The sequence below is a fragment of the Streptomyces sp. TLI_185 genome, from assembly GCF_003814765.1.
Lineage (GTDB): Bacteria > Actinomycetota > Actinomycetes > Streptomycetales > Streptomycetaceae > Streptomyces.
Genome location: NZ_RKRB01000001.1, coordinates 8,821,103 through 8,833,066, shown reverse-complemented (window position 1 = coordinate 8,833,066; position 11,964 = coordinate 8,821,103). Strand labels below are relative to the sequence as shown.

Annotated in this window: 9 protein-coding genes and 1 pseudogene; 6 read left to right on the top strand and 4 right to left on the bottom strand. The window is 70.2% G+C overall.

Translation table 11 applies throughout. The features are described from left to right. Nucleotides 1-18: 18 nt before the first annotated feature. Nucleotides 19-3,996 (bottom strand): type VII secretion protein EccCa, encoded by a 3,978-nt coding sequence (gene eccCa / locus EDD92_RS40660; RefSeq protein WP_123968911.1) that lies wholly within the window; start codon nucleotides 3,994-3,996, stop codon nucleotides 19-21. Between the two features lie 43 nt (nucleotides 3,997-4,039). Next, on the bottom strand, nucleotides 4,040-4,714 hold the full coding sequence (locus EDD92_RS40655) for a response regulator transcription factor (protein ID WP_123968910.1): 675 nt from the start codon (nucleotides 4,712-4,714) through the stop codon (nucleotides 4,040-4,042). A 974-nt stretch (nucleotides 4,715-5,688) separates the two neighbouring features. On the opposite strand from EDD92_RS40655, the gene EDD92_RS40650 reads away from it, so the two are divergent. The 4 genes from EDD92_RS40650 (at nucleotide 5,689) to EDD92_RS40635 (ending at nucleotide 8,206) form a co-directional block, all read left to right on the top strand. Further along, nucleotides 5,689-6,183, top strand: a complete 495-nt coding sequence (locus EDD92_RS40650) for a MarR family winged helix-turn-helix transcriptional regulator (protein WP_123970768.1) — start codon at nucleotides 5,689-5,691, stop codon at nucleotides 6,181-6,183. 138 nt (nucleotides 6,184-6,321) lie between these two features. Beyond that, complete coding sequence (locus tag EDD92_RS40645) at nucleotides 6,322-6,939, top strand: DsbA family protein (RefSeq protein ID WP_123968909.1); 618 nt, start codon at nucleotides 6,322-6,324, stop codon at nucleotides 6,937-6,939. 47 nt (nucleotides 6,940-6,986) lie between these two features. After that, complete coding sequence (locus EDD92_RS40640) at nucleotides 6,987-7,793, top strand: MBL fold metallo-hydrolase (protein WP_123968908.1); 807 nt, start codon at nucleotides 6,987-6,989, stop codon at nucleotides 7,791-7,793. A gap of 2 nt (nucleotides 7,794-7,795) precedes the next feature. Continuing rightward, nucleotides 7,796-8,206, top strand: a complete 411-nt coding sequence (locus tag EDD92_RS40635; RefSeq protein WP_123968907.1) for a nuclear transport factor 2 family protein — start codon at nucleotides 7,796-7,798, stop codon at nucleotides 8,204-8,206. 28 nt (nucleotides 8,207-8,234) lie between these two features. On the opposite strand, the gene EDD92_RS40630 is transcribed toward EDD92_RS40635, so the two are convergent. Both EDD92_RS40630 and EDD92_RS51670 read right to left on the bottom strand, forming a co-directional pair. Beyond that, nucleotides 8,235-8,879: a dihydrofolate reductase family protein gene (locus EDD92_RS40630; RefSeq protein ID WP_123968906.1), complete on the bottom strand. Its 645-nt coding sequence runs from the start codon at nucleotides 8,877-8,879 to the stop codon at nucleotides 8,235-8,237. Nucleotides 8,880-8,997: 118 nt separating this feature from the next. Beyond that, nucleotides 8,998-9,102 (bottom strand): annotated as a pseudogene (locus EDD92_RS51670) (hypothetical protein); the annotation flags it as partial. On the opposite strand from EDD92_RS51670, the gene EDD92_RS51665 reads away from it, so the two are divergent. Both EDD92_RS51665 and EDD92_RS40620 read left to right on the top strand, forming a co-directional pair. Continuing rightward, nucleotides 9,058-9,351, top strand: coding sequence for a hypothetical protein (locus EDD92_RS51665; protein WP_260327121.1), 294 nt, complete (start codon nucleotides 9,058-9,060; stop codon nucleotides 9,349-9,351). The pseudogene EDD92_RS51670 and the gene EDD92_RS51665 overlap by 45 nt on opposite strands. A gap of 319 nt (nucleotides 9,352-9,670) precedes the next feature. Continuing rightward, nucleotides 9,671-11,959, top strand: coding sequence for a transglycosylase domain-containing protein (locus tag EDD92_RS40620; protein ID WP_123968905.1), 2,289 nt, complete (start codon nucleotides 9,671-9,673; stop codon nucleotides 11,957-11,959). The last annotated feature ends 5 nt before the right edge of the window (nucleotides 11,960-11,964 follow it).

Here is an 11,964-nt window from a genome sequence, read left to right as displayed (position 1 = left end):
GCCCGGCGGAGGTCCGGCTCATGACGGAGCCGCCAGTCCGGTCTGGAGCAGCCCGACACCGCGCCGGGTGACGAGCTGCGCACGGCCCGCGGGCAGGGTGCGCGGCTTGGCCTCGCCGATGAACTTGCCCTCCTCCTTGGGGTAGGAGAAGAGCAGCGCCGGGCTTCCCAGTTCCCACATCCGGCGCAGCAGCGGGTCCATCATGGCCCGCATCGCTCCCGAGGTGCTGCGCGCGGCCACGATGTGCAGTCCGATGTTGGGCGCCTGGGCCAGCAGCGGCACCATCGACGACATCGGGTTGTCCATGGCGCCGCCGGTGGCGAACAGGTCGTAGTCGTCGATGAGCATGAACAGCCGCGGCCCCTGCCACCAGTCGCGCTGTGCCAGCCGCTCCGGGGCGATGTCGGGGCCGGGCACCCGGCTGCTCACCGACACCGCGGCGCTGCCCGCCAGTTCCGCCAGAGCCTCGGTGCCCACGGCGTAGCCGACGCGGTACTCCTCCGGGACGTCCCGCAGGAGCTGCCGGCCGGGGTCGGCGAGCAGGATGCGCGCCTCGGCGGGGGTGTAGCGGGCGGTGATCGCCTTGGCAACCAGGCGCAGTGCGTTGGTCTTGCCGGTGGCGTCGTCGCCGAAGAGCATCAGGTGCGGCAGCTTCTCGAAGTCGTGCCAGACAGGCTGCAGGCGCTTCTCGTCCCAGCCCAGGCAGACACGCATGTCGCCCTCCGGCGGCGGCAGCTGGTCGAGGGGAAGGCTGGTGGGCAGCAGCCGGACGCCCGGCGCCGACCGGCCGGTCCAGAACGTCTCGATCTCCGCTGCCGCGGCCTTGGTGGCGCTGGTCAGGTCGTCGATGCCCAAGGAGCCGTCGAGACGGGGCAGCGCGGACAGGAAGTGGTGGCCCGAGCTGGTGAGGCCGCGGCCGGGGCGTGGGGGCACTCCGGCGGCCTGACGCGTTCCGACCTCCGATTCCATGCTGTCGCCGAGCCGGAGTTCGAGCTTGGTGCCCATCAGGTCGCGCTGCTTGGGGCGGATCTCCGACCAGCGGACCGCCGAGGCCACCACGTGCAGGCCGAAGGAGAGGCCGCGGGCGGACAGCTCGGCGACGCGGTCCTCAAGCTCGTCGAAGTCCTGCCGGAGGGTGGCCCACCCGTCCACCACGAAGAAGACGTCGCCGTACGGGTCGTCGATCTGCCCGCTGCGGCGCAGCGCGCGGTATGCGGCCATCGACTCCAGGCCCATGCTGGTGAAGCGCTCCTCGCGTGTCTCCAGCAGCTGGGTCAGCTCCTCGACGGTGCGCAGCACCCGGTCGCGCTCGAGGCGGGTGGCCACCGAGCCGACGTGCGGCAGGCCCGCGATGGAGACGATGCCGCCGCCCCCGAAGTCCAGGCAGTAGAACTGGACCTCTTCCGGGGTGTGCGTCAGAGCGAGCGAGAGGATCAGGCTGCGCAGCAGGGTGGACTTGCCGGTCTGCGGTGCTCCGGCGATGCCGACGTGCCCGTCGGCTCCGGAGAGGTCGGCCACCAGGAGTTCGCGCAGCTGCTCGTAGGGCAGGTCCACCGTGCCGAGCGGTACCTTCAGGGCGCCGAGCGCCGGGTAGTCGCTCGCGCTCATCCCGCGCACCGGGTCGGGGACGATGCCCGGCAGCAGCTGGTCCAGGCTCGGCGACTCGTCCAGCGGCGGCAGCCACACCTGGCGGGCGGGCGGCCCGGAGTCGGTGAGCCGGTCGATCAGCACATCGAGGAGGCTCTCGGAGCTCTCGGACTGTTCTTCGTCGTCCGACGGCTCGTCCGGGGCCGGTGAGAGGGAGGGGTCGACGGAGGCCGGGCCGGCCGGCAGCGGAGGCCGCTGGTCCAGGCCGAAGGGGACGATCTCGGCGGCCGATCCGGTCTGGTCCCCACCCGCCGAGGCGCGGGTCTGCGGCTGCGGGCAGGGCCCGGAGACGTAGGCGGCCTTGAACCGGACCAGGTTGGTGGTGTCGATCTTCAGGTAGCCGTGGCCCGGCCCCGAGGGCAGCTCATACGCTCCCGTGATGCCGATGACGCTGCGTGACTCCATGGAGGAGAAGGTGCGCAGGGCGATCCGGTAGGAGAGGTGGCCCGTGACCTTGTGGATGCTGCCTTCGTCGAGCCGCTGCGAGGCGAGCAGCAGGTACACGCCGAGGCTTCGCCCGACGCGTCCGATCATCACGAACAGCTCGATGAACTCCGGCTTGCTGCTCAGCAGTTCGGAGAACTCGTCGACGATGATCAGCAGCGAGGGCATCGGGGCCAGCCGGGCGCCGCCCAGCCTGGCCTTCTCGTAGTCGAAGAGGTTGGCGTAGCCGGCCTCGCGGAGCAGTTCCTGGCGGCGGATCACCTCTCCCTGGAGCGAGTCGCGCATCCGGTCGACCAGCGGCAGTTCGTCGGCCAGGTTGGTGATCACTGCGGAGGTGTGCGGCAGCTTCTCCATGTTGAGGAACGTGGCGCCGCCCTTGAAGTCGACCAGGACCAGGTTGAGGATCTCGGAGGAGTGGGTCGCGCACAGGCCGATGACCAGGGTGCGCAGGAGTTCGCTCTTGCCGGACCCGGTGGCGCCGATGAGCAGGCCGTGCGGTCCCATGCCGCTCTGGGCGGATTCCTTGAGGTCCAGCTCGACGATCTCGCCGTCCTCGGTCACCCCGAGGGGCACCCGCAGCCGGTTGTGCTGCGGGGTGCGCGGCCGCCACTGGGACGCCACGTCGAACGCCCGCGGGTCGCGGATGCCGAGCAGGGCGGTCAGCTCGAAGTCGTTCTCGAACGGCTCGTCGACCAGGTCCACGATCCCGCCGGTGCGCATCGGCGCGAGATATCTGGCCAGGCTCTCGGCGGAGGCCGGGCTCAGCCCGTCGGCCCGTGCGGACGCGGTCGAGTCGCCGGACGGGAAGGTCACCCGGCCCTTCTCGGCGGTCAGGCGCAGCACTTTCGGGCCGCCGGTCATGTCCCCGGTCAGGTCGAGCAGGACGGTGTTGCGCAGCCCTGCGCCGAGCAGCCGGGAGCCGGGCGGGACGTGTGTTCCGGCGGCGACGATCACCACGAAGGGTTCGGACGCGCTGGGCGCCTCGGACTTGTCGTGGTCGGGGCGGTCGCTGACGTCCTGGCCCAGGAGCTGCATCAGTGCGTCGTGGTCGGTGGCGACGAGCCGCAGCGCACCGGCCGCGTCCCGCTCGCGCGGGTGGGCGTTGTGGGGCAGCCACTTCACCCAGTCCCAGTCCGCCCGGCCCCGCTCGTCGGTGAGTACGGCGATCCTCAGCTCGTCCGGCGAGTGGAAGACGGCCAGCTGGCAGAGCATCGCCCGGGCCATGGCGTAGGCGCCGGTGCCGTCCCCGGCGAACTCGACGCTGCTGAAGCTGCGCAGCGAGACCGGGACGGCCATGCCCTGGACCGTCTGGTGGGCCTTGATGAACCTGCGCAGGGAGATCGCCGAGAGAGGTTCGAGGTCCTCGACGGGCTTGGTCTCCGGAGGGGTGAAGTGCAGCGCGGCTCGCCGTGTGCCGAGCCCGACCCGGATCCGGGCGAAGTCGTCGTGGCTGGCACGGCGCTCCCACAGCCGGGGGCTCATCGCCAGTGACCACAGGTCCTCGGGCTCGGGATGGTCCCAGGAGATCGCGGCCCGCTGCTCGGCCGCAGCGTCCCTGGCCTGCTTGCGCAGCTGCCCGAGGTAGCGCAGGTAGTCCCGGCGCTCGGCCCGCATCCGGCGCTTGCGCTCCTTGCCCGACTGCCCGAGCTGGGTCAGGCTCATCGCGATCATGGAGACGCCCATCATCCCGGACATCATGTACGTGGTGGGCGAACCGTGGCCCATCGAGAGCCCCACGGCCATGACCGCCGAGCCCAGCCCCATGGGGAGGAAGGCCAGCGCGGACCCGAAGTCGGCGCTCGCCGGCTCACCGAGCACCGGCGGCTCGGCCAGCTCGACCTCGCCCTCGGGCATCGGAGGACCGGCGGTGCGCGACCCGCGCTTCACTGGCACAGTGTTCGTCATGTCCGTCCTCCCGTGGACCTGGGGCGGGAGCGCTCCCAACGGCTCACAGCGCGCCGCATCTCATCGCATAGGCGACCGCATGCGAGCGGTTGCGCAGGTTCAGCCGCGTCAGCATGCCGCTGACGATGTTCTTGATGGTCCGCTCCGAGTAGTTCAGCTGCTGGGCTATCTCCACGGTGTCCAGGCCGTCGGCGAGCAGCCTGAGCACCTCGACCTCCCGGTCCTGCAGACCGCCGGCGGTGAGTCCGTTGGGCACCAGCACGGTGCGCTGGATCATCCTGACCTGTTCGAGCAGCCAGCCGACCATCTGCTCGGGGACGAGCCCGCGGTCCCGCCCGTTGTCCCGGATGGCCTTCACGACCCGCTCCCGGTCGGCCTCCTCACGCGGCAGGAAGGCCACCAACCCGCTGGTGACCGCCCGCATCAGGTGGCACTCGCTGATGGTCTCGGCGACGAGCACGATGCGCATCTCGGGATTGGTCGACTCATTGGCGGCGCGTTCCATCCAGCAGATCACGTCCTCGGTGGTCTGGTGGACCGTGACCAGCAGGACGTCGGCCTCGCACCGCCGGTCGCGCGGGAGCACCGTGATTCCGGGGGTGGAGCGCAGGCAGGCGACGGCACCCTCGCCGCTGACGGGGTCGCCGGCGTGCACGGCCACACTGATCACCGCGCCCGGTTCCCTCACCGCCTGCGCCTCTACCGAGCGGGTGACCATACCGACCGGCCTGCATCGTCCTGGTGACCCACTTCGTCGGCGGCGCGCAGTGCGAGAGAACGGACACTGGTCATAGACGCTCCAATTACTGAGGTGGTGCTGCCCCACACCCTCGCGGGACCGTGCGCGATGCCCAGCCGGCGTTCAGGCCGGTCGGAAGCCATCGATTGTTGTGCGCCTCACCCTGCTCGAACTGCACAGAGGGACAGGTTGTTCGGCCCGCTGAACCAGGAAGAGCGATGGACGTGAATGGATCCACCGAGCAAAGCGCTCAACATCTAAGGCACTTCACGAAAGTGGTCAAGCAAAGATTGGGCAACTTCGAACCCAAACAGACATGTCCGATTCCACACCCGATCAGCCGACAGCCCGGCAATATCAGGGCACCGCAGGCCTCCCCCGCGGCAACGACAATGTGACGGAGGGGTGTCGCCTTCACAGGAAATTCACCGTACGGTCATGGAAGGCCAGCGACGTCGCGGCGGCCGGAAGGATAGATTCCGGTGGCCGCACACCGCCTGCCACAACGCCTGATGCCCCTGCCAACTCCTGTCCCGCACCACCGGATTCGCGCTCTCATCGCCCACCCGCGGCCGAAGACCTTCAAGGTTGGGTCCGCCCGATGGCGATCATGGGCGGCGTGCGCCGCAGAGTTCCAGCCGATCGCAGATGTGAACCAGTCGCTGAGCGAGCGCTCGCTGCGCGAGCCGTACAGGAGACTCCGGCAATCGGTGCACGAGGCAGCCCAATTCCCGGCACACAAGGCAGGCCAGTTCACCCAAGCCCCAACACCAGCGAGCGGCGGGCGAGTTCGCCGGTGCCGCGCAGGCAGGCCGCCGCCGACCTCCTCGGGCAACACGGCGGTCGCCGAAGGCCCGCGCCGTGGCGACCGTCGCCCTGCCTCCCCATCCTTGGAGCCGACACGGCATGATCAATGGATGGAAGCCGTGGAAGACCCGACAGGCGGTGGCGACGTGGGTGAGCAGGCGGACATCTCCTCGGCGGAGGAGGCCGCGAACGACCCGCTGGTGCTGGCGTTCGGAAGGCTGCAGGGGGCGGCGAACCGGCTGGAGTACATCCTGGGGCGCGCCCTGGAGGAGGAGTGCGGGATCAGCCACCTGATGTTCGAGGTGCTGCTGATCCTGGGGCGGGCGGGCGAGCCGGGCCTGTCGATGCGGGCCATCGCCCAGGAGCAGGTGCTGACCACGGGCGGCGCCACCCGGCTGGTGGACCGGATGGAGGCGGCCGGACTCGTCGAGCGGGCCGAGGATCCCGGCGACCGGCGGGGCCGCCTGGTGCGCCTCACGGAGTCGGGCGAGCAGACCGCGGTCCGCGCCTCCCGGCTGCACGTGGAGAACATCCGCCGCTACTTCCTGGCTCCTCTGCCGACCGAGGATCACGAGCGGTTCGCCGAGGATCTGCGCATCCTCAGTCACTCGGCCAGGGACGTACTGCCACGCCTGCCCTGAAAGACGTCTGAACCTGCTCCAGCGGGCAGTGTGTCCGGCGTCATACGCGCAGCGAAATATCTGACGAGTCAGTTACTGTTTTCTCAGGCAAGACGCTCGCAGTCGGCGGGCGCATCCCTCCCCTTGCCGAGGTCTTCGATGAAGCTGGTCTACGTCTTCGACGCCTATTGCGGTTGGTCGCACGGGTTCTCCGGAACACTGCGCGAGGTCGTCTCCCGTCACCCCGACCTCCCGGTGGAGGTGGTCTCCGGTGGCCTGTTCACCGGAGCGCGCCGGATGCCGATCCGGGAGTTCGGCCATGTCCAGGGCGCGAACGCCAAGATTGCCGAGGTGAGCGGCGCCGAGTTCGGGGCGGCGTACGAGCGGCTGATCGCCGACGGTTCGTTCGTGATGGACTCGCAGGCCGCCGCGCGCGGGGTCGCCGCCCTGCGCCAGGCGGCTCCCGCCCGCGCGGCGGAACTGGCCGCCGCCCTGCAGGACGTCTTCTACGTCGACGGTCTCAGCCTCTCCGACCCGGCCACCTACCGGAAGGTCGCCGAGGAGGCCGGGCTGGACGCCGACGCAGTCGTCGCGGCCTTCGAGAGCGCCGAGGCGCAGCAGGCGGCCGAGGCCGACTTCCATCGGGCCGCCGAACTCGGCGTCACCGGCTTCCCCACCCTCCTCGCCGTCGACGGCGACCACGTCACCCCCTTGGCCTACGGCCGCGCTGACGCCGACGAGATCGACCGGCAGATCGCCGCTCTGCACACTTCCTGATCGCCTCCCCCGTCCCCACCCAGCCCACTCCCTTCAAGGAGCCATCCATGAGCACCCTGTCCTTCAAGGTCCTCGACCTGGACTTCCCCGCAGGCAGCAAGAACAAGACCGCCACCCTCGTCACCGGCGAGAACGAGGCGCTGCTGGTGGACGCCGGCTTCACCCGGGCCGACGGCCACCGCCTGGTCGCCGAGATCCTCGATTCCGGCAAGACCCTCACCACCGTCTTCATCAGCCACGGCGACCCCGACTTCTACTTCGGCGCCGAGGCCGTCGCCGACGCCTTCCCCGAGGCGAAGTTCGTCGCCACGCCCATCGTCATCGAGCACATCAAGCACTCCTACGAGGGCAAGCTCAAGGCCTGGGCCGCGCTCGGCCCCAACCTGCCCACCCGCCGCGTCGACATCGAGCCCCTGACCGGTGGCCTCACCCTGGAGGGCCACCACTTCGAGCTCAAGGGCGGGCCGGCCGGACTGCCCGACCGCCACTACCTGTGGCAGGCCGAGCAGCGCGCCCTCCTCGGCGGCGTCCTCCTCTTCCAGCAGGAGCACGTCTGGGTCGCCGACACCCCCACCCCCGGCGACCGCGCCGCCTGGATCGACCTGCTGGACGAAATGGCCGCCCTCGACCCGGAGTTGGTCGTCCCCGGCCACCGCCTGCCGGGCGCGCCTGCCGACGCCTCCGCCATCGCCGCCACCCGCGAGTACCTGCTCGCCTTCGAGGAGGAGCTGGGCAAGGCGGCCGACGGCGCCGCACTGACCGAGGCGCTGGTCAAGCGTTACCCGGACAACGGCATGCAGATCGCCGCCCAGATCGGGGCGAAGGTCGCCAAGGGCGAGATGAAGTGGGGCTGACGATGGCGGAGTTCGCCGCATCCACCACCCCGGCCGACGTCGTACGCCGCCAGTACCTGGCCTCCGCGGCCGGCGACCTGGAGGCCCTGCGCGCCACTCTCGCCCCGGACGTGGAGTGGACCGAGATGGCCGGCTTCCCGCTGGCCGGCACCTACCGCACCCCCGACGGCGTCACCTCGAACGTCATGGAGAAGCTCGGCCAGGACTGGGACAACTGGACCGCCCACGACGACACCTACGTCGTCGACGGCGAGAACGTCGTCGTCCTCGCCCGCTACACCGCCGTCAACAAGGCCACGAGCAAGCCGATCGACGTCCGCGTCGCTCACCACTTCGTCGTACGCGGCGGCCTGATCGTCCGCTTCGAACAGTTCGTGGACACTGCCCTCGTACACGAGGCCATGGTCCCCTGAGACAGCCCGAGGCGGCCACGGCCGTGGTTCAGGCCGTGGCCGCCTCGTACTGCGGGCGGCCGGTGGTGCGGTAGGTCTGGATCGTCAGCCCCTTCGGGGTGGACTGCAGGTCGACCAGGTCGAGTCCCAGGTCCGGGCCGGTGGCGGCGAACAGGCGCGTGCCCTGGCCGACGACCACGGGATAGGTGAGCAGCACGATCTCGTCGACCAGCCGGTGGTCGAGCAGCCAGCGGATCAGGGTGCCGCTGCCCCACACCTGCAGCTCACCGCCCGGCTCGGCTCGCAGTTCGCCGACGGCGCCCGCGACGTCGCCGGACAGGACGGTCGTGTTCGACCACTGAGGGTCGGAGAGCGTGGTCGAGGCGACGTACTTGGGCCGCTTGTTCAACGCCTCTCCGACGGGGTTTCCCGGATCCATGCCTGCCCCCCAGGAGCCGGCGAAGATCTCGTAGGTCCGCCGGCCGAACAGGAAGGCGTCGGCGCGCTGGAAGGCCTGGCCGATGAACGTCGAGGCCTCGTCGTCGAGCAGTGGCGGGGCCCATCCGAAGCGCTCGAATCCGTCGCTGCCGTCCTGGTCGGGCGCGTCGGCTGCGCCCCGGGCCCCTGCATTGATCCGTCGATGTCCCTGCGTCACTCCGTCTACGGAGACGTTCGTGATGGTCGTGAGTTTCATGGGGGCAGTTTCCTTCGCGCCGGGGTCGTCGTCCGGTAGGACCGGACCGCGACGCCGATCTCGTCGGTCGCGCACGGATCTCCCCCGGCGTGTCACCGAAACGGCTGCCGAAGACCCGGGTGAAGTGTGCCTGGCCGACGAAGCCCCAGTGGTGGGCGACCTCGGCGACCGTGAGGTGATGACGGAGCTCATCGAGGGTGCGGCCGCGCGTCTCCTCGCCCAGCGCGGCCGGTCCCGGAGATCGACTCGCTCGTGCGGAACCTGCGCGAGGCCGACGCGGCTGTGGAGCGCGACGACCAGCAAGCTGCAGGCCCACTACCGGATCCAGATGAATCAGCTCGCGCACTTCCAGATGGTGAACACCTCGCTGAGCCAGCCGGGCCGCGCCACCCAGTCCGACCACGGGCACCACCCCGTCCTGGAGCTGATCCCTGGCCAAGGTCGGCGACAGCGCCGAATGCGTCATGCGTGAGCACGTCAGGGCCAGCCGGCGCGCTCTGCCGGCGGGCCTGCCCTGATCGGCTTCGACACCGCACAGCAGAGCTCATGCCAACTCCCCCGGACAGTCGGGCTGTTCATCCCGCCGGACATCGGTCGAGGACCCCGCCCGACCCGACCCATTCCGTCAGTCAGCCACCCCCACAAACCACCCGCCACAGGCATGGTTCGGCCACAAAGGGGAAATTGCTATTCCATTAGTGGTATTTACGGCACTTCGGAGCGGCGCGCCGCGTCCGGTACGCGCCGAGGCGCACCCCCCCGACCCTGCCGGCCTGAAGAACGGCGCAGGTATGAACAAGGGGGACAGCAAGACGACCGGGAGAGCCGTCGCCGCCTGGCGCAGGCAACTGCGCACCGCGCAGCAGACGCGCCGACGCGCCCGGCTGCTGCGCAAGGCGGCACGCGAGGCGATGCCCTGGTGGCGCAGGATATTTCCCACCTGGCGCATGGTGCTCAGCAGCCTGCTCACCATGGTGCTGCTCGCAGTCGCGGCGTTCTTCGCGCTCTACGTGACCGTCCAGGTCCCCGATCCCAACGCCGCGGCGGTGAGCCAGAGCAACGTCTACTACTACGCCGACGGCACCGAGATCGGCCGCACGGGCGCGGTCAACCGCGAGTCGCTGCCGCTCTCGGAGATCTCCGTCGCCATGCAGCACGCCGTGGTCGCCGCGGAGGACCGTACGTTCTACTCCAACAAGGGCGTGGACGCCCGCGGCATCCTGCGTGCGGCCCTGAGCACCGTCACCGGCAAAGGGCTGCAGGGTGGTTCCACCATCACCCAGCAGTACGTGCGGAACTACTACCTCACCAGCGAGCAGACTCTCGATCGCAAGGTCAGGGAGGCCATCATCGCGATCAAGGTCAATGAGACGCAGAGCAAGGACTCCATCATGGCCGGGTACCTGAACACCAGTTACTTCGGCCGCAACGCGTACGGCATCCGTGCCGCCGCAGAGGCTTACTACGGCATCCGCGCCTCCCAGCTGAGCGTTCCTCAGAGCGCCTACCTCGCCGCGCTCCTCAAGGCCCCCAGCAGTTACGACATCTCCACGGCGACCCCGGCCCTCAGAGCCGCGGCCGTCGCCCGCTGGAACTACGTCCTGGACGGCATGGTCGACCTCGGCTACCTGGACAAGGACCGGCGCGCCGGAATGACTTTCCCGGCCCCCCGGGCGCCCCGGCCCACTCCCGGTGTCGGCGGCCAGGCCGGGTACCTCATCGACATCGCCCGCAAGTACCTCATCGACAACGACATCGTCGACGAGGCCACGCTCGGCTCGGGCGGCTGGCAGATCACCACCACCTTCGTGAAGAAGGACCAGCACGCGCTGGTCGCCGCGGTGAAGAAGGGCCTGCGGGAGCTGCCGGGCACCCGTAAGGCCAGGTCCATCCGGGTCGGCGCGGCATCCGTGGACCCGTCGACGGGACGGATCGTCGCCGCCTACGGCGGACCCGACTACGCCGTCCGGCCCTACAACGACGCCGTCCGGCACGACCTCCAGGTCGGTTCCACGTTCAAGCCGTTCGACCTCGCGGCCGCACTGCAGCACCACGCCACCACTCAGGACGGCCGCGCCATCACCCCCCGAACCCCCTACGACGGCACCAGCCGCCACTGCGTGCAGGGCCTGCCCCGCGGACTGCACTACTGCCCGCCCAACGAGGACGACCGCGACTACGGCCGGATCAGTCTGCGTACGGCGATGATGAAGTCCGTCAACGCCGTGTACGCGCAGGAGGGCGCCGACGCCGGTCTCGCCCGTGTCCGCAGGGCCGCCGTCGCGGCCGGGCTCCCCGCCGACACGCCCGACATGGGCGCCACACCCGCCCTCACCCTCGGCGTGGCCACCCCCAGTCCGCTCGACATGGCAGGGGCGTACGCGACCTTCGACCACCACGGCCGGCGCATCGCCCCGTGGGCGGTGCAGCAGCTCACCCGCGACAACAAGGCGTACGAACTGCCCCATCATGAGGCCACCCGGGCGTTCTCCCGCGCCACGGCCGACCAGGTCACCTCGGTGCTGAAGAGCGTCGTCAGCCCCGAGGGCACCGGCTACCTGGCCACCGCCCTGGGGCGGCCGGCCGCCGGCAAGACCGGCACGACGGACAACAACCTCTCCGCCTGGTTCGTCGGCTACACCCCCGAACTGACCACGTCGGTCGCCATGTTCGCCGAGAACCCCAAGGACCACACCCGGATGTCGCTCGGCGACGCCGCCGGCATCAGCCGGGTCAACGGCGGCTCCTATCCGACCCGGATCTGGACCGCCTACATGGCCGCCGCACTGAAGGGCCGACCGGTGCACGACTTCCGTCTGAAGCTGCCCGCACAAACTCACAGCCCGCGAACCGAGGCCAGGCCACACCCCGCGAACCCGCCGAGCCACACCACGCCCCCCACCCACAGGCCGACGACTCCGGCCCCCACGACGCCTACACCCACGCCGCCCCGGAGCACGCCCCCTGCGACCACGACTCCCCCTACGCCCACGCCGAGCGAGACCGAACCGCCCACCCCCACGGAACCGCCATCCACCCCGCCACCGAGCGGTACCGGCACCAGCCCCCCGCCCTCCTGACACCG

Coding starts and splice junctions, on each gene's coding strand:
- EDD92_RS40640 (WP_123968908.1), top strand. CDS start 6,987: ATGAGCACCCTGTCCTTCAAGGTCCTCGACCTGGACTTCCCCGCAGGC.
- EDD92_RS40635 (WP_123968907.1), top strand. CDS start 7,796: ATGGCGGAGTTCGCCGCATCCACCACCCCGGCCGACGTCGTACGCCGC.
- EDD92_RS40655 (WP_123968910.1), bottom strand. CDS start 4,714: ATGGTCACCCGCTCGGTAGAGGCGCAGGCGGTGAGGGAACCGGGCGCG.
- eccCa (WP_123968911.1), bottom strand. CDS start 3,996: ATGACGAACACTGTGCCAGTGAAGCGCGGGTCGCGCACCGCCGGTCCT.
- EDD92_RS40620 (WP_123968905.1), top strand. CDS start 9,671: ATGAACAAGGGGGACAGCAAGACGACCGGGAGAGCCGTCGCCGCCTGG.
- EDD92_RS51665 (WP_260327121.1), top strand. CDS start 9,058: ATGACGGAGCTCATCGAGGGTGCGGCCGCGCGTCTCCTCGCCCAGCGC.
- EDD92_RS40645 (WP_123968909.1), top strand. CDS start 6,322: ATGAAGCTGGTCTACGTCTTCGACGCCTATTGCGGTTGGTCGCACGGG.
- EDD92_RS40630 (WP_123968906.1), bottom strand. CDS start 8,879: ATGAAACTCACGACCATCACGAACGTCTCCGTAGACGGAGTGACGCAG.